Source organism: Pseudoalteromonas sp. P1-25, from assembly GCF_001401805.1.
Classification (GTDB): Bacteria; Pseudomonadota; Gammaproteobacteria; order Enterobacterales; family Alteromonadaceae; genus Pseudoalteromonas.
This window is the reverse complement of the sequence record NZ_LKDW01000030.1, coordinates 22,579-46,716: the sequence shown is the minus strand read 5'-3', so window position 1 is coordinate 46,716 and position 24,138 is coordinate 22,579. Positions and strand designations below refer to the sequence as shown.

Here is a 24,138-nt window from a genome sequence, read left to right as displayed (position 1 = left end):
GACTTACATCCATGTAAGAATAAGTAAAAACCGAGTAAAGCTTCCGCGTCCTGCTCACGCCCCTTACCTACATCCATGTAGGCAACAAAGAGTTTATCGACCCTAGGCAGAACCCGAAGGGCAGCGCATGTTTGGCATTTATGCTGCGTTATCGCCTATTTATGGGGAGTAACCACACTTCATAGGCTCTGGCTTGCCTAAAAACCAAACAACTGCTGAAAATTCAACCACCAAAGTTCAACACGCCCTAATTAAATATGTTACTCCAATCTTGTTTGATCAGTGCGGGAACAGCTTCTTTTGGTACTGGCTTACTAAATAAATAGCCCTGAAAATGCCTACAGCCTAACTGATTTAAAAACTGTAGTTGTTGTGTGTTTTCAATGCCTTCAGCCACACACTCTTTACCTAGGCTATGCGCTAAGGTGAGCGTTGATTGAATAATCGCTTCATCATCAGAGTCCACACCAATATCTTGCACAAAGCTTCTATCTATTTTCAATACATCAATAGGAAAACGTTTTAAATACGTGAGTGAGGCATAGCCTGTACCAAAGTCATCCATGTAGAGTTTACAGCCAAGTTTTTTCAGCATTTCCATGCTATGTAGTGCTCGTTTTGAGTCGCGCATTAAAATAGACTCAGTGATTTCAAACACTATCGCGTCTGAAGGTACATCAGCCTTTGTAAGTGCCTTATGGATTTCAGTTACCAGCTCTTCGTATTCAAAATCAAGCGCAGAGAGGTTAATCGACAAGTACAATTGTGGCGATATTTCTCGCCATTGTTTAAGCGCTTGTAACGCACGGGTAAAGGTCTGCAGCATTATTTTTGTTATTAAGCCAATGCTCTCAGCCGCTAAAGAAAATTCTTGCGTTGGCACTAGCGTGTTTTCAGGCCAGCGTAATAACACTTCAAAGCCTTCGGTTTGCTGAGTGCGCGAATTCACTATGGGCTGATAATAATTACAAAACTGTTCTTCTTGGTATGCTTTAGTGAGCAACGACTCTAAATGCAGTGCTTTTTGTACATGTTGGTTCATCTCCTGCTTGTAAAACTTATAACTACTTTCGAGGGACTCTTTTGCATGATACAGCGCGATACTCGCAGCTTTTAAAAGCGCTGCGTGATCGAGAGCGTCATCAGGTGCTATTGCAACACCTATGCTTAAATTAACGTTTACCACCTGGCCATTAAATTCCATATTTTGGCTGACAGAGTCTATCAATTTAGAGCAAATAAGTAGCACTTCTTCAATTTGTTGCACATCTTCCACCAGCACAACAAATTCATCGCCGCCAAAGCGGGCCACACTGGCTGATGGGCGTAATGCGCGTTTAATGCGCTTAGCCACTTGCTTTATTAGCTCATCCGCCGCTTCACGTCCAAATGAATCATTAAAGTATTTAAACCGCTTAATATTTACATGCAGCATAGCGACTTTGCATTGATGATTTTGTGCTTGCTCAATAGCATGCTCAACCCTGTCGTTAAACAGCATGCGATTAGGTAAACCGGTTAAGGAATCGTAATTAGCTAAAATATGTAGCTCATTTTCGGCCAATTTTTGTGCATGAATATCGGTTAAAATAATAACGTAACTGCTTAAGCGATGTTCTGTGTCGGCCACTGCACTGATTTTTACTAATACATGGCGCTGCTCGCCACTGGCGAGGGTAACTAAGTCTTCACACGAAAAGTGCTCACCTACATTAAGTTTTTGCATTATCCGCAGGTAGTCAAAGCGGTTGCTTCGCGATATACCTAAATTAAGGGCACGGCTAGAGCGTGGCTCACTCGGAAAGTTAAAGGCCGTTTGCAATGATTTGTTTGAGGCGCGAACCGTAAAGTTTTTATCAAGAATAAACACCCAATCACGTGTTTGCTCAAATGCTGCGGTAAACAAACGCGCATGCTCTTCAAACACCATCTCGCGGGTCATATTGGTGTAAGTACCCGCTACTTTTTTAGGAGCCTGACCGCTCCACTCCACCACTTTGCCAAAATCTTTATACCAACGCCAATAGCCTTTAGCGTGGCGTAAGCGATAGGTGCAATTAAAGTAGCCTTTGTCGGTTGATAGAAACTCTAACCATTCTAATCTAAAAAGCGCTTTATCTTGCGGGTGAATTTTAGCGAGGTAATCATCTAGGCTTACACTTTCTTGATCATACCCAAGTTCATTACATAAGCGAGGTTGGTAAATACTACTGGATGTTGACTGCCAATCCCACATACCTGATTCACTTCCCTCTAAGGCTAATTTTAAGCGCGCTTCACTTTCTTTACTTTCTTTATTTGCCGCTAATAAGATGCGCTGAACTTTGTTGCGGCGCATTACCCAAAAAGCAATAAATGCTATAAACAAAATAGCATAAAGCACTATAAAATACGGTGCTCGCCACAGTGGATACTTAACACGAATTTTTAATACTGCAGGCGGAGTATACTCGCCTGTAAGCGGGTCTTTAGCCCATACCTTTAATTGGTAATTACCTGGGTTTAATTTTGGAAATAACACCCGATTATTATTACGCGTGTACGTTTTTTGCCCATCATCAAGCTGATACTCATAAATTATGCGCTCTTGATAGCTAAACGCCATTGCTGAAAACGCCACTTCTAAACCGATATCATCATGATTGAGTACTATTTCATTGAGTGGCTGTTTTAAATCGATAGATAAATCACGCGACATTAAATCAACCCGAGTGATATTTACGTGGTCAATTAATGAATGGTAATTTTGATTTTCCATTGGATGAAAATACGTAATGCCCTTTAAGCTACCATAGGCAATTCGGCCATCTTTTAGGTGCGCCATAGCACTGCTGTTAAACTCAGCTGAAAGCAGTCCTTCTGATGTAGAAAACTGCTGAAAATGAAGTGTTTCTGGGTTTAGTCGCCATATACCTTTATGACTACTCATCCAAATCATACCATCATCATCCAGTACCATGTCGTAAAGTAAGGTACCTAGCTTGTTTTTTTCTAAATCAACGGTGTGCACTAACTCATAGCTTTTAGCATCAAGTCCTATCAAGCCAAAGTTAGAAAGCGAAATCCATAAAATACCATTGTTATCTACCACGTAAGAAAGCACATTAATAGCCACATTGTCGTGTTGTTTTGGCACTTTATAAATGGTGTTTAACGTTAATGTGGTTGGATTTACTTGGTACAAAATACCCGCATTAAAAAACAGTGGCATATCGGGCTTGGTTGCCAGCGCTGGCGAAAAACCATGCGCCAAAAACGGTTCTATTTTGCTAAAAGCCCCTTCTAATCGGGTGACTTTCTGGGTGTCGATATTGTATCTAAACATGCCATGATCTGAGTGCACATAGTATAAATCACCGTTTGGCATTAAAGTAACACCATGCACCCAACCCTGTATAAAGTCTCTATTGCTAGGATTACTTAAGGTTGGCTCGTTAATTTGATGGGTTACAGGGTCAAATTCAAATAACCCTCTGTTTGTATGTAACCATAACTTATCTTTGTAGGGAATAGCTTCATAAATGCTAAATTCAGTAGTCAATAAGTCGACTTTATAGTCTTTTAAGTAAACCTTGCTGGTGTGAGTACTCAAGTCAATTTCAGTTAAGCCATTGTGTGTTGCAAGCCACAGACTGTTATCGTACTCCGTAATGCCCCAAACCGAAGGATGAGAAAGGCCATCCCCCCCCAGTTGGCTACCATCTATATTGCTAAAGTGGTAGGTATTATTAGACAGATAAAATGCACCATCGGTTTTTGTAGCTAGCCAATAGCCACCCGATTTATCTTTAACCATGTCTATCATACTGGTATCAGATAGGCTGTATTTACTTTGCGTTATACGGGTGTTTTTTACTAACTCTTTCGTATTTAAATTAAATCTAAAAAGCCCTTTATTGGTCGCTAGATCTAGCTCTTCGCCTTCGTTAATAATGCGCCATACATTTAAATCGGCAATAATGGCTTTGTTTTTAAATGCTAAGTCGGGGCGTTCAAACATGCCCGGCAAATCGCTAATATCAACTTGATATAACCCCTTGACGGTACCAACTAGCAACTGGTTGTTTTCTATTACAGAAAACGACTTTACGTTGTTTTGGTAAATATGTTCAGCTTTGCTTTTTAAATGCTGCAACGCTCTAATTTGCTCAGAAGCAATATCAAATACAAACGCGCCATGGCTAGTACCTATAAAAATATACCCATTATGATGAAAAAGCTCTCTTACTAAGGTGTTTTCGTATTCTTTAGGCAACTCAAATAAGCTCGTTATTTTACCTGTTTCGATATCTAATTTAGCAAAATCGCGTCCACGCCCAATCCACAAAGTCTTGTCATCAACAGCGACCATACTAAATACCGATTGGCTTAAAATTTGTTTTTCGCTGGTAGGCTGGGAAATAAACTGCTGGTAGGTATCAGTAGTGGGGTCATATTTGAATAAACCAGCGAGTAAAGAAGCTATCCAAATATTGCCCGCGGGGTCTTGATAAACACAATCAATAATAGCTTCTTCAAGCTCGCCATTAGGGCCGTTAATTGAAACAACTTGGTAGCCATCGTAACGATTTAACCCCCCTTCCGTAGAGAGCCATAAATAACCGTTATTATCAAGCAGCATAGTATTCACATAGCTTTGCGAAAGGCCCTCGCTGGGAGATAAACGCTTTACTTGTGCGCCCACTTGGCAACTAAATATAGCAATTAAAGCTATAAAGCAACTAATGATCCCGTTAACGCCTTTACTCATGGCTTGGTCCGTTGTTTTTGTTATAGGTATTCGAGAGCAACTATATTTCGATGAGCATAAATATCAAAAAGTGCTTTTAAACCAGGAGTATATGTTAATACCTGGTTAAAACCAAGGCCCATATATAAAGCTGTAATACTTTTATAAGCAAAGGTGTAAAGTGGTAGGGGCTGGTGTTTTACTGCAGCACTTACAAGTTGTGTTGCCAGCCCTTTACTACGATGCTGAGGGGCAACAAATACGGTCGATAAAAATAAGAAGTCGTGTTTATTTTGAATCCGACACGCCGCAACTATGTGCATTCCTTTGTAAACAACCCAAACCTGATCTTGCTTATTGGCACGCCCTCTTACGCTATACTGTGCATAAAACTTATTAACTAATGGAGTTTTAAGTGCGTCTAATATTTGTACTGTGTACATACTAGCTTAGCATTAACGCCAAATACTGCTCAAACTGTTGCTTTAAAAATGCTTGCTCAGCCACCGGGCGGCTATGAATGGTGTTGTAAACTTGTTCACGTGTTTTTTTATTACGTTTAATTTGATAAGCCCAAAATGATGCCTCGTAATCTAATTGAATCTGGTATTTTTGCTCTCGAGGTAAAGCACATAAGTTAAAACTCACAACCACTCCTAAGTACGGTTAATTATCCGCATTTATTATACGTATATTTGATACTATTTACTGTTTAAAAAGCAACAAACATGGGCAAAAAGCAGACTATTTTGTTATTATTTGCGACGATCATTTGTCCCTATCCCCATTTTAAACGGAAGTAATCTTGCAGATACAACCCAATGCTTTGTTTTTATTAGTCGTTTTATTTTTTAGTAAAATCACACTCGCCAATCACAATAGCGTTATATTTAACCGCCCCGCCGACTCAGCTCAAGCAAGCTATGCGCTCGCTTTACTCACATTAGCCTATAAAGAACTTAACTACGAAGTACACATAATTGATTTTAATCGCCAAAATGCATTATTAGCAGCCAATAATGGGGTGTTAGACGGCCAACTTGGGCGTGACATAAGCATAGAAGCAGATAATCAAAACCTAATTAGAATTAACTATCCGCTGTTTGACTATAAGCTTTTGCTATTTAAAAACTGCCAACCCAATACTCTCGATAAGCTCGATAGTATTGCGGTTTTGTCGGGTTATCCGGTTCAACACCATTATTTGAAAGAGCAAAAATTTAACGGCAATATTATTGAAGTAAAAAATATTACAACCCAACTTAACCTACTAGCCCAACATAAAGTTGAGGGGGTAATTATGCTCGATTTTGTACTTAAAGCCGATAACTTTGCCCTGCCTGAGACGTGCATGCAAACCCAGCTGCTAAGTACGTTTTCGCTCTATCATTATGTACATAAAAAGCACGCGGCTTTGGTAAGTAAATTATTGAATGCTTTAAATAAATTGCACAATAACGGTACTGCTCGCGCGTTGCGTGCAAAGTATAATTTAAAATATTAATAAGTCACACTAGGTTTAAAATTCAAAGCCTTGTTGTTTGTCCAAAGTAGTTTGAGATTGGGCTGCTTGGCGCTTTTGCAAATACCGTTTGTAGCGCTGCTGGCATAAGCTAAGTACTTTCTTTTTTTGCGCGTTGGTTAATGTGTTCCAATTAAAGCGCTCATCCCGGCTTCGGTAGCAACCTTTACAATAGCCTCGGTTATTTACTTGGCAAATACTTTTACAGGGGCTTGGAATATCAAATATTTCAATTTGTTGCATTGTGCCCCCTAAGTAGATTAATTACTTTGTACGAGTATAGCGTTATTTATGTACAAAAAAAAAGCAGCGTTTACGCTGCTTTTTTTACGCCAACAAAGCTGCCTAATGGCTTTCCTCACATGCTTTGTTTGTGATTTCAGCTTTACGTTGAAATGGCTTTGCATACATGGCTAAAACAAGTGGCTTTAGCTCTTCAGGCACCAAGGCTAAACGCTGCTCAAAGGTGGCGGTATCCGGCTCATTAATTACTGCTTGCTTGCAACCACCGGCAATGTAATTACCTGGGTGTAAGTAAAAAGACTCAACAATGTGCTTATCAATTGTTTGCGCTAGCTCATCGGCATCATCGCAGCCGCTTTGCACTGGCTCTCCAAAAGCTAAGTGTACATGCCCTTTGGCAGAGCTAAACCCTTCAACAATACTTGCAATGTCTTCGCCAGCTGATTTTACGTATTCACCATGTTGCTGTTTATGGTAAAGCTCTTTTGCTTTAGAAATTGCACAAGGCTCATACTGGTAAGAAATAGACACCGGAACAATTTTTAACTCTTTAATGTACTCACCAAACTCTTTCTTTTGTTTACGGCCATTCAGTTGCAGCATTTTTAGAAGCGCAGGATCTGTTTGATCAAATCCATCTTTTGCACGGCCTTCTTTTTGGGCAATCCAAATAGAGTTTCCTGCCGCTAACGAGTCATAAATATATGATGATAACTGCGTAAGCGCCTTAAGCATCTCTTTAGGTGCTTTGGCTGAGCGCTTAACGATAAAGCTTTTATTTAAACGCATCAGCTCGGTGATATAGGGTATTTGCAATAAATTATCGCCAATTGCTATGCGCACCGTCTTCATATTGTGCTGATACAACCCCCAGTTCACTAGTGCAGGGTCCAGCACTATGTCGCGATGGTTTGATATAAATAAATACGCCTGCTGTGGGTCTAATTTATCTAAACCCGAAAAGGTGACTTTTGAGGTAGTGCGTTTTATAAGTTTATCTAAATACTCTGCAACTTCGTTTTGCACATCTTCAACGCTCGTAAATTTACCCCATTTTTTTCGTAACTGGCTTCTCACCAGTGCGCGAGCAATAAAAGGTATAGCCGATATAAAGCGCGGCAAGTTGTACTTTGCTATTACATCAATAAACGCATTATCGTTAATTAAACGCGCTAGCGAGGCCGCAACTTCGTCGTCGTTGTAAGGTCTTATGTCTGCGTACTTATCTTCTAATTCACTCATTACTGCATCTACAATGTTAAAAAACGGCACGCAAAACGTACCGTTTATATATAATTTTGATTATAACTCAGCCACTCTTAAATAAGAAATAGCCAATTGGTTATGCTTATTTGCGAGCCATTTCAGTTTATGACCACGCAAAAAGAAGTTGGTGCATTGTTTTTTAGTCTTATCAACTTTAATAAGGCTTGCTGACCTTTCATGGGTAAGTAAGTTCAACCTCAAAAGAAAAACAGGCCCCAGCGATATAGCCCGCTAAAATATCATGTTATTTATATTTGAGTGGGCAGACCAGCCAATTTAGACTTTTATCAATAGCCTGACTTTTTGTACTAAGCATTTGGTAGTAATAGCATTAACATAAGTGTGTATTCGTAGTACCTTAAACACTCTTGTCATTTTACGGTACGCATTTAGATAGGACACACAATGAAAATCACCATTCTCGATAACGCTACTTTAGCTAAAACCTCGTTAACTTGCATTGAAGAACTAGGTGAGCTAACGACTTACGAACTTACCTCACCTGAGCAAGTTGTTGCTCACAGCCAAGGCGCGGACGTCCTTATTACCAACAAGGTTGTGCTAAATCGCGATACGATAAGCCAACTTAAAACACTTAAGCTTATATGCGTAAGTGCAACAGGCACTAATAATGTTGATTTAAACGCCGCTGAAGAATTTGGTATTGCCGTTACCAACGTAGCAGGCTACTCAACCCCTTCGGTTGTACAGCACACGTTTTCGTTGGTAACTAATTTATTAGGTAATACGCATCGCTATCAACGCGATTGTCAGCAAGGTGCATGGCAAAAAAGCGAGATGTTTTGCAGATTAGACTACAGCTTTAATGATTTACAAGGTAAAACATTTGCCATTATAGGTGGCGGCACGCTGGGTAAAGGTGTAGCCACAGTAGCACAAGCATTTGGCGCAAATGTAGTGGTGGCAGAGCGTAATGGTGCGCCTTGTAGGAAAGACCGCACACCTTTCGAAGAAGTATTAAAAACCGCTGATATAATTAGCGTGCACTGCCCGCTAACTGATGAGACACGCGATTTAATTTCGTTAGATGAGCTAAAAATGATGAAACCCAGCAGTATTATTATTAATACCGCCCGCGGTGGCATTATAAACGAAGCCGACCTAGTAACAGCGCTTGAGCAAAATTTAATTGCTGGAGCAGGCGTTGATGTACTAACAAAAGAGCCAGCAGAGCTCACCAACCCACTAGCAAATTACACCGGCGAAAACTTGCTGCTTACCCCTCACATAGCCTGGGCAAGCACAGAGTCAATCGTACGCTTAATTAATGAGGTGAGCTTAAACATAGCAGCCTTTACTAACGGTGAATCTCGTAATCGTTTAGTGTAACGTATTTTGGCTATACTATATTTAATTGACCTAAATTAGCCTAATCGTTAAAAAAACTAAAAAGTGGCTGTTTTTACTAATGATTTTTATAATTCATCATTTAAAAATAGTCACAAAATCATAAGCTATTGAATTTTAACTCTTTGTTATATTGGCCTATTACTTGCCTTGAATGAGTAAATAATTAAATTAAAACTCATCAAGGACTATAACAATGAAAAAATCACTTTTAGCTGCAGCACTTATTGCCCCGTTTCTAACCGGTTGTGTTATTGCCGTATCAGATGGCGAAGCAGAAACGCACTGGGCAGGGAATGACTCATCAAGTTGGCAACAGCATCATAAAAAAAACCGCGAAGCAATTGCCGATCTAAAAATGGATAGCAGCTACCAATCTGTTTTAGCACAATTAAAAACGCCAAGCTTTACCGAACTGTTAAAAAAAGACGGTGATGTGTATCAGGTACTTTATTACATGACGCATAGTATTCACTCTGATGGAAAAACAACAAAAGATGAGTGCACACCGTTGGTGTTTAAAAATGATAAATTGGTGGGTATTGGTGAAAGCGCGCTGGGTATGATCACCAAATAACAACGTGCTAGTAAAATATAGTTGCCCCGCTCGGTAATAACATAATGTGTGGGGCCGATTTAAACAAGGCTTTGTGAAAACACAGCCATATTACAAGTTAAGCGCAACCACCTGATCACGACCTGCATCTTTTGCGGCATATAGCCCTAGGTCAGCTTGTTCAAGTAAAGCCTGCTCGGCACTGGCGTTGCCGTTTTCCATACTCGCAATACCAATACTAATTGTAATATGATCTGCATTTAAAGATGCTTTGTGCTCTATATTTAAATTGTTTACCGCTTTTCTTAGCTTTTGTGCAAAGGCTAATGCCTGTTGTTTATTAACATCGGGTAAGACCGCTGCAAACTCTTCCCCCCCGTAACGCGCTATAAAGTCAGTACTACGCTCACATTGCGCTGCTAAGGCTTGCGCAACCTGCTTTAAACACTCATCACCAGCACGATGTCCATAGCAGTCGTTATAGCGTTTAAAGTGATCGATATCCATTAATAAAACAGATAAGCATGAGCCATTACGTTTGCTTCTGCGCCATTCGCGAGAGAGGTTTTCGTCTAAATAACGCCTGTTGGGTATTTCTGTTAAGCCATCAATGGAGGCAAGCATCTCAAGCAAATCATTTTTTTGCTTAATAAGTAATTGATTACGAACTCTCACTTTTACTATAGATGCATTAAAGGGCTTAGTGATGTAATCCATTGCACCTAACTCAAGCCCTTTGGCTTCATCGGTGTGGCTATTATTAGCCGATATAAACACGATAGGGATAGATTGCGTAATAGGGTTTTCTTTAAGCTGCACAAGCACTTCGTAACCATCAATGCCTGGCATTACCACATCTAAAATAATTAAATCGACCTGATTTAATTTAATAAAGGTGAGCGCTTTTTCGCCGCTTTCGACTAAAAATACGTCATGCTCCGTGCCCAGTGTTTTTTCAAGCACAAGCCGATTAAGAGGATCATCATCCACAATCAGTATTTTAGCTTTTTTCGGCATCCCGTCCCCCTAAGGTTTCAATAAATATAATCACTTGTTTTAGCTGTGTGATCAGCTCTTTTAAACTTTGCTGAACAGGCTCGTTAGTTGTTTTAAGATGCGCTTCACATTGTTTTGCACACAGTGAAAGCCTAATAAACCCTAAGTTACCCGCAACCCCTTTTATGCTATGCACTAAGCGTACCACTTCATCCCGCTGGGTATTTTCCTCAATTTGCTGTAATTGGGTGTCACATAACTTTGCAAACTTCCCGACCATAGTTGCCAGTAAAGTTTCATCAAAATTAAACTGGGTAAGCGCAAAGTTTTGGTCGTAAAACTTAGGTTTTGTAAAGTCTACGTCCCTAATTGCATCTATCAAAACCTTAGCTACCACAGGTTTTGTTAAATGCTTATTCATACCACTATTAAGAGAACGCTCAACATCTGCAGGCTCACAATGTGCTGTTAAAGCAAAAATAGGCAGTTGGCGTGCGTCAAACTGTTGGCGAATTAATTGTGTTGCTTGGCAACCGTCAATATGCGGCATTTGCACATCCATCAAAATTAAATCCGGCTTTAATATTTGTAGCAGCTCTATTGCCTCGGGGGCATTGGTGACTGTAACTACATTAACTTGGGCTTGCTTTAATACACTGCTAATAATGTCTAAGTTAAGTGGGTTATCATCAACCGCCATGATAAGTAAACCCGATATATCTTTTTTTAGCGCTTCATGATTGCTGGCTGATGCAACGTGTTCATCCCCCGCATTCGCGTTTAAGCTCATTAATCGTTGTGCTAACGCTGAGGCTTTAACATGCTGTGCGTTGATTTGGGTAGTACAAGGCAATGCTAATGTGTGCTCATGATTAACGACAACCACAGGGTATGCGTTGGCGCTGAGCGTTTCGTTTATAGATTCAACATTTAATAAATCGTTCAACGTACTTTCATCAATAATCAGTTGCTGGGCGTCAGCAAGCTTTATTGGGTAGCGTATTGCCTCTTCTAAGTGAATAGCAGCCACTTGCGAATAAGCATTAACAACCTCGTTTAGTTGTGCTGTCTCATCGCTCACAACAGCTAATGTATCAGGCATAAATACACTATTTTTAGCCGTATCTACTGCAAGCGATAAAGTAAAGTAAAACTCACAGCCATGGCCTTTATCACTATTAATAGCAATTTCGCCGCCCATCAATGCAACGCCATGCTTTACTATGGCCAAACCAAGCCCTACTCCTTGGTGGATACGTGTAGATGATTCATCCCCTTGAGTAAACGCATCAAACAGTCGCAGTTGGTCTGCTTTGGCAATCCCCACCCCACTGTCTATGACATGAAAAGATATACGCTGCCTATCTAAAGCATCATCTTCTTCAAGTACCAATTTTAAGGTAATACTGCCTTTATTAGTAAACTTAACGGCATTAGTGAGTAAGTTACCTAATATTTGCTGTAAACGGATCGAGTCACCAACGAGCGCGGGAGTTATGAGTGGGTCTACTTCAATATTAAAGCTTAACCCTTTATTTTCACACAGGGGCGCTGTTAAGCTCTCACAAATATCAATCAGTTCAACTAAACAAAAAGGCACCGGTTTAATTTGTGCTTGCGAACTCTCAACACGGGCAAAATCAAGCATCCGGTTTAGCATTAACAATAAGCTTTGCGCCGCGTTTTTAGCTTGCTTAGTTTGTTGCAATTGCTTATTTGTTAATCCCTGTTCCACTATCATATCTAATAGCCCTAACACAGCGTTTAGAGGCGTGCGTATCTCATGGCTTAAGTTAGCGATAAAGCGGCTTTTGGCTATTGTTGCACGCTCTGCATCATGCTTTGCTTTAGTCAGCGCACTGACATCTTGAATATGAATAACGTAATAAGAAGGGTCCCGATTTTCATCCCACACCAACGACACACTTAGCTGCAGCCAATTTGTTAGTTTTCCTTGCGAGAGCGTTAAATGGTAGACCCGCTTTTTATCATCTAATAAATGGCAAAGCGCATTTTTTATTTCTTGCCACTGCGCTTCATCAAATAACATTTTTAGTGGCTCACCAGTTAAAATATCTTGCTGTGAAAACAACTTACGAGCCGCTTTATTAACCTGCAATATGGTGTGTTCAAGCGAGAGCAGCACCACGCTGTTTGCTGCAAATTCTATCGCGCTTCTAAACTTAGATTCTGAGGCTTTTAAAGCCGATAAAGTTTGTTGCTGTTCAGTAATGTCTCGCCCAATCCCCATAGTGCCCAATAAATGTTGGTGCTCATTATAAAATGGCGCAATCGTTAATTGATAAGATTTGTCGGTGCTATCTATGCGTTGTTCAATGCTACTTTTTGTTTGCAAAACTTGCTTTTCAAGTAGGCTTAACTGTAAATCGTCGCTGTCTAAATCTTCAATACGTTTACCGACTAAAATTGCTTGCTCTTTTCCTACATAAGCTTCAAAAGCTTTATTACAGCCTAAAAAAGAACCATCAATATTTTTAAAGTAAATAAGATCAGGCACACTATTTAGCATGGTATTTAATAATGCCAAATGCCGCTCTTTTGCTTCATAACTGCGTTTTAGCTTTTGTGATTGCAGCTGTAATTGCTCATCGAGCTCTTTATTAGCCTCTTGTAACGACTCGACTAACTGTGCATTTTTATCAAATACATATTTAACCCGAGAAAACCAAGGCTGCCAATTTAAAGGAATGGGATAATTAGAAAGGGCGGCTTTGGGGGCATCATTTTGCTCAAAATATTGCATTAAATGCGTCATTGGCCTTACAAAAATACGCTGGCTTAGCCAAAAAAACACAGCAAACATTAAGCTTAAAAATAACGTTAAAAATACAAACTCCAAAAGTACCTCATACTTAATTGGCGTGATGACGTTTATTTGCGGCTCATAAAAGGCGGCATGAATGGGCAAATTCCCCATTGCTTGCATAAAAAACTGTGCGTGTGTGTTATTGGCTAGGTTTATTTTTTCATTATCATGAGCAAGCTCAGGCCAATAGTCTTTTAATGCTGCGGCTTCGTTTAATTGTTTTACTGAGCTGGCTATAACTTGATGCGACTGGTTCATAAATACATATTCGCCTTCGCTTGGTGCTACTTTTTTAAGCCAGTCAGACATAGCTTCTAAATCATAAATTAAAATGATGTAGCTGGACGAGTTAGGCTGCTTTTTACGGCCAATAGCAAAGTAGGCGCTATCGCGTATTTTTACTATGGGGCTGGAGGTAAGCTGATCAGGTGAAAATGCGGGCTTAAAACTCCCATTTAAAATTTTATTAAGCATGGTGCTTTGGCTTTTGTTACGCCTCACAACATACGCAAACCCCGCTTCATCGACATAGGCAACGGCTGATAAGGATTGCATAAGCGATAAGGCAGTATTAAAAGTCGGACTAAGGGTTGTAGCTTGCTGCCACTGAATCAACGCACGGTTAGAAAAAGCAAACTGCCCTTTACCCACTATTTCACCTCGGCGTTCGCTAAAATGGCGGTAGTAGTAATTGTCGTATTGATTTATACCTTCAAGTAAGTTTCGATTAAATTGCTCAACACCCAGTTGTTGATACGATATAAAGGCATTGTCGAAAAAGTCATTTACCGAGCTCATGATATGACTAACTTGAGCTGACACTTGCTCAAAATCGGCTTGACGTTTTTCTATGGCGCGATCAACTTTTATATTATACAAATGCAAGCACAATAAAAATGCCACAAATAAGGGAACAAACAACGCTACAGATAAAGAGCGGTAATAGTCTTTTAGAGGTAAAAATTTCAACGTTTTGCCTAAGTTTTGGCCCGATAGTCAGCCACTAGACTATCGGGCCAAATTGTTCTGCGCAAGTTATAAATTTTCTTCTGCAAAGGAGGCCAAACGGCTGCGCACTACGCCATTTAAATTCACCGTCGCACTGCCTTCAAAGTCTTTAAAGCGTTCCACAATATAAGTAAGACCGGAGGTCACAGGGGTTAAATAATTGCTGTCTATTTGTGCTAAATTACCGCTACAGATTAGTTTTGTTCCTTCACCACAACGGGTAATAATGGTTTTAAGCTGAGATGCAGTTAAATTTTGGCTTTCATCCAAAATTACCACCGCGTTTTGAATACTACGGCCACGCATAAAGTTAACCGACTTAAACTGCACATTAGCTTTTTCCATTATGTAGTTACGGCTAGAAATTGGGTTTTCATCGCCTTTGTGTAACACCTCAAGCGTATCGGTAATTGCCGCTAACCATGGCGCCATTTTCTCTTCTTCGGTTCCTGGTAAAAAACCGATAGACTCCGCTATTTCTGGGGTATTTCGCGTAACGATAACCTTGTCATAAATCCCACGTTCAATCACCATTTCAAGCGCACTGGCCAGTGCCAGTAATGTTTTACCGCACCCTGCTGGGCCGGTTAAAATAACCAGCTCAATGCTGGGGTCTAATAAGGCGTCGAGTGCCATACCTTGGTAAATATTTTTAGGTTTAACTCCCCACGCTTGCTGGTGCATTAAACGCTCAACACTAATATCTTTTAATTTAATACGTTCGTTATCGTACGATTTGACCCGCGCAGCAAAGTGCTCACTGCCATCAAGTATATACTCATTGCAAAACACATCTGGGATTAAGTTTTTAGCCACATAATGAAAAGTATCACGGCCATGCTGCAGAGTTTCGCATTGCCCTACATGCTGCCAAAAGTCTCCTTCTATTTTTTTATAGCCACTGGTTAATAAAGCAATATCATCAATGAGCTGGTCGGTACGGTAATCTTCAACATATTTAAGGCCTGCCCCCTTGGCTTTAAGGCGCATATTTATATCTTTTGTCACCAATACAATTTTTGAATCGCTGTGCTGCTTTTGTAAATACACGGCACAGTTAATAATGCGGTGGTCGTTTTCATCCCCCGGTAAACCAGAAATAGAATCTGCAAAAAGGTGGTCATTTACAATAATGAGCGTGCCGGTTGAATCAGCCTTTGCCTTTTTATTACTAGGCAACGCAACACCCTGCAACATTTGCTCTGGTGTGGCATTTTTTAATACCTCATCTAAACCACGAATAGCCACTCGTGCATCGCGGCTTACGTCGTGTTTTCTGTCTTTAATGTGATCAAGCTCTTCTAAGACAGTCATGGGAATAACAACGTTATGTTCTTGGAAAGACAAATAAGCGAGGGGTTCGTGGAGTAATACATTGGTGTCTAGCACATACATTTTACTTTCAAGGTTCGAAGCTTTTTCCATAGCACTTTCCTTACGTTTTATGATTTTTATGCTATACCAAAATAACTAAGTAAAACGGGCCTTAATTCAAACCTGCAATACTTAATTGCTAAGGCATAATCTAAGTTTAGTCTATTTGTCATAAAAGTCCGTTTTATTACAAACACAATATAGTTTTTATTTACCTAAAAAAGAGCCATTTGTTAGCACTGTTAATGGGATTAATTCGCACTTATAAAATTAATTAAAAGTGAGCCAAATAGCGCCTTGCAGTGGTGTTATGTAACAGGTAACATAGCCGCCTTTTTCTTCATAGACGAGACATACATGAATTTTTCCTTAGGTCAGCGTTGGATCAGTGATACAGAGTCAGATTTAGGATTAGGCACAGTAGTTGCCATTGAAGGCCGCCAGGTCAGCATTTTATTTCCTGCCAGTGGTGAAAACCGTGTTTATTCTACAGCAGAAGCACCGGTTACCCGTGTGGCATTTAATCCAGGTGATGTGATCAAAAGCGTTGAAGAATGGGAATTAGAAGTAGAGTCTATTGAAGTGCAAGGTGAACTACTTTGTTACGTGGGTACGCGCGTTGATACCGGCGAAGAAGCAAAGCTAAAAGAGACCTTTTTAGATCATTTTATTAAGTTTAATAAGCCACAAGATCGTTTATTCGCAGGCCAAGTAGATCGTTTTGATCGCTACACCTTACGTTACCAAACTTGGCAACACCAATTTGAACGCCAGCAATCGCCTATAAAGGGCTTAATTGGCCAGCGTGCTAACCTTATTCCGCATCAGCTTTATATTGCACAAGAAGTAGGTAAACGTTTTGCCCCACGTGTACTTCTCTCAGATGAAGTAGGTCTTGGTAAAACCATTGAAGCAGGCATGATACTACACCAACAAATCATTAGCGGCAGAGCAAGCCGTGTACTTATTGTGGTGCCAGAAAACCTGCAACACCAATGGTTAGTAGAAATGCTACGCCGCTTTAATTTACGTTTTTCTATTTTTGATGAAGAGCGTTGCGATGAAGCCTTTGCCGACTCACCAAACGTATTTGATACCGAGCAGTTAGTCCTTACCAGCCTTGAGTTTTTAACCAAGAAAAAACGCTGGTTTGAACAAGCCACATTGGCTGATTGGGATTTACTCGTTGTTGATGAAGCGCACCACTTAAGCATTAATAACGGAAAACCAAGCACCGAATATCAACGCATGGCTGAACTTAGCCAAGATATTCCGGGGCTTATTTTATTAACAGCAACGCCTGACCAACTTGGCCACCGTAGCCACTTTGCCCGCTTACAATTACTCGACCCAGATAGATTTTACGACTACGACGTATTCAAAGAAGAAGAAGCAAACTATAAAGACGTTGCCGAAGCGGCTAATCAGCTACTGCAAGCGCAGGCCCTTGATGATGCAGCCAAAGCCACACTCATTGAGCTATTAAAAGAAACCGATATTACCGATGTGCTTGAAAAAGCGCAGCAAGGTGATTTACCGGCGCGTAAAGAAATACTTAACATGCTGCTTGACCGTCACGGCACAGGTCGTATTTTATTTAGAAACAGCCGCAGCGGAATTGATGGCTACCCTAGCCGTAAATTACATGCTTATCCAATGGCACTGCCAAAGCAATATAAAACAGCCATGTCAGTACTTGGCAGCATGAGCGGTATACAAAGTGCAGAGCTAAGCGCACAACGCGCGCTATTCCCTGAAAAAATATTTCAAGAGTTTGAAGGTGAAAGTGCTAGCTGGGGTGCATTTGATCCACGTGTAGATTGGTTAATCGACACACTTAAGACCCTAAAGCACGAAAAAGTACTGCTTATTTGTGCCAAAGCCGAAACCGCTATCAGCCTTGAGCAAATTTTGCGTGAGCGTGAAGCAATAAAAGCCTCTGTGTTCCATGAGGGCATGTCGATTATAGAGCGCGACCGCGCGGCAGCCTTTTTTGCTGATGAATACGACAACGCACAAATACTGCTTTGTTCAGAGATTGGCTCAGAAGGACGTAACTTCCAGTTTTCACATCACTTAGTGTTATTTGATTTACCACTAAACCCTGACTTACTTGAACAACGTATCGGTCGATTAGACCGTATTGGGCAAACAAAAGATGTTAATATTCATGTGCCGTATTTTGAAAATACAGCGCAAGAAGTATTACTGCGTTGGTACAACGAAGGCCTTGATGCATTTGAAAGCACATCAACCACTGTCCAGTTATTGTATAAAGAATTTAGTGAAGACCTACTTGACTACATTGCTGCTCATAATTGTGATGAAGAAGAGCTCGACCCCCTACTTGAGCAAGTAGCCAAACAAAATGCCGTGCTACGCAAGCAAATGGAAAGTGGCCGTGACCGCCTATTAGAGCTACATTCATCTGGCCAAGGTGCAGCTGATTCATTGGTAGAAGAAATTGAAGCACTTGATAACCAATTTGAGTTACCAAGTTACATGATCAACGTATTCGACACATTTGGCGTAAGCCAAGAAGACAAAGGCGAAAACACCATTATTTTAAAGCCAACAGAGCATATGCTAAGTGCATCGTTCCCAAGCTTAAAAGATGATGGCATGACGGTGACATTTGACCGCGACACCGCCCTTTCGCAAGAAGATGTCCACTTTATTAGCTGGGATCACCCTATGGTGCAGGGCACCATGGATATGATTTGTGATGATGACTTTGGTAGCGCATCGGTTGCTTTGCTTAAAAACAAAAAATTGCCGCCAGGCACCTTTTTTGTTGAGCTGATTTTTGTAGCCGAAGCTATGGCACCAAAAGCCCTGCAAGTAGGACGCTTTTTACCACCAACGCCTATTCGCATATTGCTTGATAAAGCCAGTAATAACCTAGGTGAAAATGTAGCGTTTGATAGCTTTAACCAGCAGCTTTCAGCCGTTGGTCGCCAAACAGCAAGTAAATTAGCAGGTGCTTTACAAGGTGCGGTTCATCCAATGATCAACACCGCAAAAGACATGGCGCAGCAGCAGCTTGAGGTTATACGCAGTGCATCTCTTGAAAAAATGCAAAGCACCCTAGGCGAAGAACAAGCCCGCCTTGAAGCGCTTAAGCAAATTAACCCTAATATTCGCCAAGAAGAAATTACCTTCTTCGATAAGCAGCGCAGCGAGCTGACAACGCATATTCAAAAAGCCCAGTTAAAGCTTGATGCAATACGTTTAATTGTGGTTTCGCACTAAGGTTTTTTTGAGCTTTCAGTTTATAGCTGTCAGTCGTTAGATCAGGTGTAGCTAAACTACAATTTTAAAAGCACGGTTTACAGGCCGTGCTTTTTACATTCACCTCTAGAACCACTCATCAGTATCTTGGCCACCTAATATAGCCATTATTTCAACATCAGTTTCTGTAATTCTGTAATAAATGCTATCTGAGCCACAAACGGCACGTCGATAGCCTGTGCGTATATGATCAACTGATTGGTATGAATAAGGATTTGCTGCTAGTTTTTCAAACATAGAGAAGAAACTATAAAAATAATTATCCGCTTGCTGTTGTGAAAATGCGTGACAGTCATATTGATAAATGCGACGTAAATCCTCTTTGGCATCGTTTGAAAGTTTAAATGTGCGCACTACTTAATGCTTGCTTTAAATTCTACTAACATTTGATCGGCAGATTGAGCGTTAAAATCGCTTTTTTCTGCGTTAGCAAGCTTACTGTTTATAGCTTCAGCCCTTCTTGCACGGCGAATTAAATCGTTCACCAATTCACTTTTATTAGCATAATCACCTATGTTTTCAACGTGATTACGTAGCCATAAATCATTTTGTTCAGTAAGTGAAATACTTTGCCTTGCCATAATATGTTCCCATAACTTTAGGTTGGTGTAATTTTACACCAGATTAAAAAGCATGCAATTAAACTTTTACCTTTTCCCTTGAGGCTTTGCGCTCGCTCCACTAAAATAGCGCCCTGCAAAATTACTGAGGTCGGCCGTGTTAGTTAATTACAATCCCCCAATGAGTCCGTATTTAACAATACTGCACCAAGATGACGACTTGCTCATCGTTAATAAACCCAGCGAACTTTTAACCGTCCCAGGTAAAGATCCAAAACATGCCGATAGCTTAATTAATCGCGTTAACCGTGTTTTTCCTACAGCTAAAATAGTGCACCGCCTAGATATGGCAACCTCAGGCATACTTTGCCTTGCTATGAATAAGGCTGCGCATCGGCATTTAAGTATGCAGTTTCAAGAGCGTGAAACGGCAAAACGCTATATTGCACGTGTTTACGGCCAACTTGAGCAAGATACTGGGTCGGTTGATTTACCCCTTATATGTGATTGGCCTAATCGCCCTAAGCAAATGGTTGATCATGAAAACGGTAAGCCCTCGCTCACTCACTTTAAAATACTGGCAAAAGAAGCGCACGCAACACGTGTAGAGCTCACGCCAATTACAGGGCGCTCACACCAATTACGCGTGCACATGCTAAGCCTTGGCCACCCAATACTGGGCGATAGACTTTATGCCCATAAAGAGGCCCTAGCCGCGGCACCACGTTTACAACTGCATGCACAAATGTTGCAACTAAAACACCCCGTGACCGAGCAAGTAATGACCTTTGAGGTAGAGCCCGATTTTTAATAGGTAAAGCTCACAAAGTTAGTACTAAACTTTTACCTTAGCGCGCCGATACTTAGTTATTACTTATGTTTTGGGCTTACTATGATATTTGCGCGGCTAATCAAAAAAACACTACACAGTGTATGTTGTTGCTCGGCGTTATGCTTAAGCGCCTATGCCAGTGCTGCAGAGCATATATCACCGCCTGCTTTATCAAGTATCGAAAATAGCGATATAAAACGCCTACTACCCAATGATGAAATTAAACCCATACTTGCTGGTGATACAGAGTTTTTAAGCTTGTATAGCGAATACATGAGCCGCGAGTTTAGAGGCATTGTATTACTCATTCCTGATTGGAACTCGACCCCCACCAGCAATGCTGGCATGAGTTACCTGCGAAAAGCGCTTACTAATTTAGGTTACACAACCTACGCCATGACAGTACCCGATATAGATTGGCAAGCAAGTAACATGGCTGCGCCTGCACAATCAGCGACCCAATCAACTAAGCCCGCGCAAAATGAAGCCCCTACAGAAACGGCGCAAAATAACAGCGACGATGCAGCCACAGCAGCCCAAGAGCCACATTTTGTTAATGCCATTGATTTGGTGAGTGATGAGGTACTAAGTAACTACAAAACTAATTTAATAATGCGTTATGAGGCGCTCTATCAAAACGCGATGAGCGAGCCAAATAATATTGTCGTTATAGCACAAGGTACCAGTGCGGGAGTATTGCTAGAATACTATGCAAACTTTCCTGACTCGCGAATAGATGCGTTTATAAGTTTAAGTAGTTATTTACCCAATACACAGCGCAATAAGGGTTTAGCGCAAACGTCATCCCTAGTGACCCCCGCTTTGCTTGATATTTACTATGCAAATGATAATACCGATATACTTATGAGCCTTAAAAACCGTCAGCGCTGGGTAAATCGTAATGCTAAATTTGATTACCGTCAGCGCCAACTGTTTGGCCTACGCGATGCGCCAGAGCAGCATGCTCGCTTAAGCAAAATAATAGACGGCTTTTTACGCCGCCTTTTTTAAATACTCGTAAGCCGCTTGAATATCTTGGCTTTTTTTAACAGCTACTTCCATCATGTGCTTAGGCAGCCCTTGAGAGACTAATTTATCAGGATGATGCTGCGCCATTAATTTACGATACGCGACTTTAATATCTCGTTGCGTCGCGTCGCTACTTAACCCTAATAAAGCCAAGGCCTGGGAGCGGTTCATGCTGTTATTAGGGGGCACATGATGGCCAGTTCCTTCACGGTAACTGCTACTTTGACCTTGCTGCTGTTGCTTATACTGTTGTTGTTGCTGTCTAAAACTAAATTCAGCTTGGTAGCGCTTAAGAATAAAAGCAAAATGGGTTTTAGAAATACCCAATTGTTTACTTACCTCTTGTAACAGCTGTTTTTCTTGCTCTGCGAGTACGCCATCTGAAAATGCCATTTGAATTTGAATTTCTAAGAACAATTGCAGTAAGTCGTAACGTTTTGCAAAACGTTCTTTAAAGTCATGTACCGTTTCTTTAATCGAAAAGTCGCTGTCTTTACCAGATTGAAATGCATGTTGAGCTTCGCGACGTTCGTCGCCTTTTAGCCCCATTTCGTCCATAAACATACTTGCCGCTTTTATGTGCACTTCGCTTACGCGACCGTTCGACTTTGCTATATGCCCCATAACTGCAAAACAGCTCGAAAAAAACAACGCCTGACGCTCATTCACATCATCACCTTTAAACAAACCTGAAAAGCCCCCGGCTTTATCAAAATCGTTTTTTAAGCTTTTATCAAATAAATGGCCGAGGTATAAACCTAAAATGGCACCAAAAATCTTGCCAAACATAAAGCCAAAACAAAAACCGAGTATTTTTCCCCACATCTAATTAACTGCCTCTATTAAAGTGTGCTTTGTATGCGCTCGTTGAGCTGCGCGAGTCGCTGTGGTGTGCCGATATCGTCCCATTGACCTATATAAAGCTCAGTTGAGATAACATGTTGAGCGAGTTTTTCTCGCAATATTGGTCCAAGTGGGCGCACACCTGGCGCTAGCCCTTTGAAAAAATCTGCCTGGTAACGGCTGATTCCCGAAAATGTATACTTTTGACTTTCAGCCGATAAGTGGCTTAACGCAAAATCCCCTTTTTCATTGTGAGGAGGGTTTTCGACTAACACAATGTGGGCCTCGCCATCTTGCAGGTGCAATTGTGTAAGCGCATTCACATCGTAATCTGTGTATACATCACCATTAATTACAATAAATTGCTCGCCAAGCAGTGGCAGCGCCTGAATGATCCCTCCTGCGGTTTCAAGTCCGCCCTCAGCCTCTTGGCTATATTCAATGCTCACACCAAACTCAGCGCCATTTCTAAAGTAGCTTTTTATTTTATCCCCTTGCCAAGCTAGGTTTATAACAATGTCAGTAATGCCAGCGGCTTTGAGGTTATTAATATGATGCTCAATCAGCGGTTTACCCGCCACTTTTAGCATAGGTTTAGGCATAGCTTGAGTAAGCGGCATCATTCGCTGGCCTCGCCCGGCAGCTAAAATCATGGCTTTCATGTGCGCTCCTTTGCAAGTTTTAATGTCACCTTTGGTATTACAGTGCTACTTACCCATTCACTTAATGCTGCAAGCTCAGGGTAGCACTTGGCAACATCAACAATGTAATCCAACGTAGGTAAAATATTATCAAGGTAACCGGTTTTTCCATCGCGTAAATAGAGGCGGCAAAATATTCCCGCCGCCTTTAAATGACGCTGAATACCCGTTAAATCAAACCACTGTTTAAACTGCTCAAAAGAAGTATCTGTTATTAATTTTTGCGCTGTAAATTCTTCATACCCGTACTCAAGCAGCTGATCAAGCTGTGCTTGTGGCAACTTAAAATAGCAATCGCGTAACAGCGACACTAAGTCATAACACAACGGGCCGCGCACGGCATCTTGGTAATCTATAATTGCCCACTGCTCATTGCTATACATAATATTACGGCTATGGTAATCGCGATGAACCGTGACCGTAGGCTGTGCTAGCATAGCGTTCGTTAATAGCTCACAGCTTTGCTGCCAAATTGCTTGCTGCTCTGCACTGAGTGTTAAGCCAATAAAATCTGTCACCAGCCATTGGCTAAAAATATTCAGCTCAAGATGTATAAATTCTTTATTATAATTTTGCATAGCTGCTGATTCAGGCGTGTTGGCCCAGCTTGCCGCTAAACAAATTAATTGCTTGTAATATTCATCTCTATTTGGCTCATCAAGCTTATCGGCTAAGTGGGTATTTCCTAAGTCACTTAACACAAAAAAGCCTTGCTCTTCATCGCTTGCTATTATTTCGGGTAGTAAAAAGCCGTTGTCGGTGAATACTTTATTTAAAGAGATATACGGCGCGTTATTTACTTTTTGTGGGTCGGAGTCCATCACTATAAACGCTTTTCCAGCACAGCTTAAACGATAATAACGGCGAAAGCTGGCATCCCCAGTAATGGCTACTAAGGAGTGTGGTTTAGCATCAAAGTGCGTATTTATAAATAGTTGTAAATTATCAAAGCGTGTCATTATATAAGATGTCTATTTTTATAGGTCAATTACT

At 40.9% G+C, this 24,138-nt stretch carries 19 protein-coding genes; 6 read left to right on the top strand and 13 right to left on the bottom strand.

The window, feature by feature from the left end; genetic code table 11:
• Positions 1–247: 247 nt before the first annotated feature.
• From AN393_RS16045 to AN393_RS16035, 3 genes are read right to left on the bottom strand one after another with little or no spacing between them, the layout of a single operon-like run.
• On the bottom strand, positions 248–4,750 hold the full coding sequence (locus AN393_RS16045) for an EAL domain-containing protein (RefSeq protein ID WP_055018595.1): 4,503 nt from the start codon (positions 4,748–4,750) through the stop codon (positions 248–250).
• Positions 4,751–4,770: 20 nt separating this feature from the next.
• On the bottom strand, positions 4,771–5,172 hold the full coding sequence (locus tag AN393_RS16040; RefSeq protein ID WP_055016423.1) for a GNAT family N-acetyltransferase: 402 nt from the start codon (positions 5,170–5,172) through the stop codon (positions 4,771–4,773).
• A 1-nt stretch (position 5,173) separates the two neighbouring features.
• Positions 5,174–5,377, bottom strand: coding sequence for a DUF3283 family protein (locus AN393_RS16035; RefSeq protein WP_055016422.1), 204 nt, complete (start codon positions 5,375–5,377; stop codon positions 5,174–5,176).
• Between the two features lie 157 nt (positions 5,378–5,534).
• Here AN393_RS16035 and AN393_RS16030 point away from each other — a divergent pair, with 157 nt between their 5' ends.
• Entirely contained in the window at positions 5,535–6,233 is a 699-nt protein-coding gene (locus tag AN393_RS16030) for an ABC transporter substrate-binding protein (protein WP_055018594.1), read from the top strand.
• A gap of 15 nt (positions 6,234–6,248) precedes the next feature.
• Here AN393_RS16030 and AN393_RS16025 read toward each other — a convergent pair whose 3' ends face one another.
• Positions 6,249–6,494, bottom strand: coding sequence for a DUF1289 domain-containing protein (locus AN393_RS16025; RefSeq protein WP_055016420.1), 246 nt, complete (start codon positions 6,492–6,494; stop codon positions 6,249–6,251).
• 102 nt (positions 6,495–6,596) lie between these two features.
• Positions 6,597–7,736: a 1-acyl-sn-glycerol-3-phosphate acyltransferase gene (locus AN393_RS16020; protein ID WP_055018599.1), complete on the bottom strand. Its 1,140-nt coding sequence runs from the start codon at positions 7,734–7,736 to the stop codon at positions 6,597–6,599.
• A 429-nt stretch (positions 7,737–8,165) separates the two neighbouring features.
• Between AN393_RS16020 and AN393_RS16015 the strand changes: the two genes are divergently transcribed.
• Both AN393_RS16015 and AN393_RS16010 read left to right on the top strand, forming a co-directional pair.
• Positions 8,166–9,110 (top strand): D-2-hydroxyacid dehydrogenase, encoded by a 945-nt coding sequence (locus tag AN393_RS16015; RefSeq protein WP_055018593.1) that lies wholly within the window; start codon positions 8,166–8,168, stop codon positions 9,108–9,110.
• Between the two features lie 214 nt (positions 9,111–9,324).
• Positions 9,325–9,705: a DUF3192 domain-containing protein gene (locus tag AN393_RS16010; RefSeq protein ID WP_055016418.1), complete on the top strand. Its 381-nt coding sequence runs from the start codon at positions 9,325–9,327 to the stop codon at positions 9,703–9,705.
• 90 nt (positions 9,706–9,795) lie between these two features.
• Here the strand turns inward: AN393_RS16010 and AN393_RS16005 are convergent, their stop codons facing one another.
• The 3 genes from AN393_RS16005 to AN393_RS15995 form a co-directional block, all read right to left on the bottom strand.
• On the bottom strand, positions 9,796–10,701 hold the full coding sequence (locus AN393_RS16005; protein ID WP_055016417.1) for a diguanylate cyclase: 906 nt from the start codon (positions 10,699–10,701) through the stop codon (positions 9,796–9,798).
• Positions 10,685–14,476: a PAS domain-containing hybrid sensor histidine kinase/response regulator gene (locus AN393_RS16000; protein WP_055018592.1), complete on the bottom strand. Its 3,792-nt coding sequence runs from the start codon at positions 14,474–14,476 to the stop codon at positions 10,685–10,687. The genes AN393_RS16005 and AN393_RS16000 overlap by 17 nt, the downstream gene beginning before the upstream one ends.
• Before the next feature lie 66 nt (positions 14,477–14,542).
• Positions 14,543–15,940 (bottom strand): PhoH family protein, encoded by a 1,398-nt coding sequence (locus AN393_RS15995; RefSeq protein WP_055016415.1) that lies wholly within the window; start codon positions 15,938–15,940, stop codon positions 14,543–14,545.
• A 306-nt stretch (positions 15,941–16,246) separates the two neighbouring features.
• On the opposite strand from AN393_RS15995, the gene rapA reads away from it, so the two are divergent.
• On the top strand, positions 16,247–19,141 hold the full coding sequence (gene rapA / locus AN393_RS15990) for an RNA polymerase-associated protein RapA (protein WP_055018591.1): 2,895 nt from the start codon (positions 16,247–16,249) through the stop codon (positions 19,139–19,141).
• Between the two features lie 105 nt (positions 19,142–19,246).
• On the opposite strand, the gene AN393_RS15985 is transcribed toward rapA, so the two are convergent.
• Both AN393_RS15985 and AN393_RS15980 read right to left on the bottom strand, forming a co-directional pair.
• Positions 19,247–19,534, bottom strand: coding sequence for a type II toxin-antitoxin system RelE/ParE family toxin (locus AN393_RS15985; RefSeq protein WP_055018590.1), 288 nt, complete (start codon positions 19,532–19,534; stop codon positions 19,247–19,249).
• Complete coding sequence (locus AN393_RS15980; protein WP_055018589.1) at positions 19,534–19,761, bottom strand: hypothetical protein; 228 nt, start codon at positions 19,759–19,761, stop codon at positions 19,534–19,536. Before AN393_RS15980 ends, AN393_RS15985 begins: the two co-directional genes overlap by 1 nt.
• Positions 19,762–19,897: 136 nt before the next feature.
• Between AN393_RS15980 and rluA the strand changes: the two genes are divergently transcribed.
• Positions 19,898–20,551 (top strand): bifunctional tRNA pseudouridine(32) synthase/23S rRNA pseudouridine(746) synthase RluA, encoded by a 654-nt coding sequence (gene rluA, locus AN393_RS15975; protein ID WP_055016411.1) that lies wholly within the window; start codon positions 19,898–19,900, stop codon positions 20,549–20,551.
• Between the two features lie 81 nt (positions 20,552–20,632).
• A complete protein-coding gene (locus AN393_RS15970; protein WP_082422764.1) occupies positions 20,633–21,583 on the top strand; it encodes a DUF3530 family protein in 951 nt (316 codons plus the stop codon).
• Here the strand turns inward: AN393_RS15970 and djlA are convergent.
• From djlA to AN393_RS15955, 3 genes are read right to left on the bottom strand one after another with little or no spacing between them, the layout of a single operon-like run.
• A complete protein-coding gene (djlA, locus tag AN393_RS15965) occupies positions 21,566–22,426 on the bottom strand; it encodes a co-chaperone DjlA (protein WP_055016410.1) in 861 nt (286 codons plus the stop codon). The genes AN393_RS15970 and djlA overlap by 18 nt on opposite strands.
• 17 nt (positions 22,427–22,443) lie before the next feature.
• On the bottom strand, positions 22,444–23,106 hold the full coding sequence (gene murU, locus AN393_RS15960; RefSeq protein ID WP_055016409.1) for an N-acetylmuramate alpha-1-phosphate uridylyltransferase MurU: 663 nt from the start codon (positions 23,104–23,106) through the stop codon (positions 22,444–22,446).
• The gene (locus AN393_RS15955) at positions 23,103–24,104 is read right to left on the bottom strand and encodes an aminoglycoside phosphotransferase family protein (RefSeq protein ID WP_055018588.1); all 1,002 of its coding nucleotides are present in this window, start codon (positions 24,102–24,104) and stop codon (positions 23,103–23,105) included. Before AN393_RS15955 ends, murU begins: the two co-directional genes overlap by 4 nt.
• Positions 24,105–24,138 lie beyond the last annotated feature (34 nt).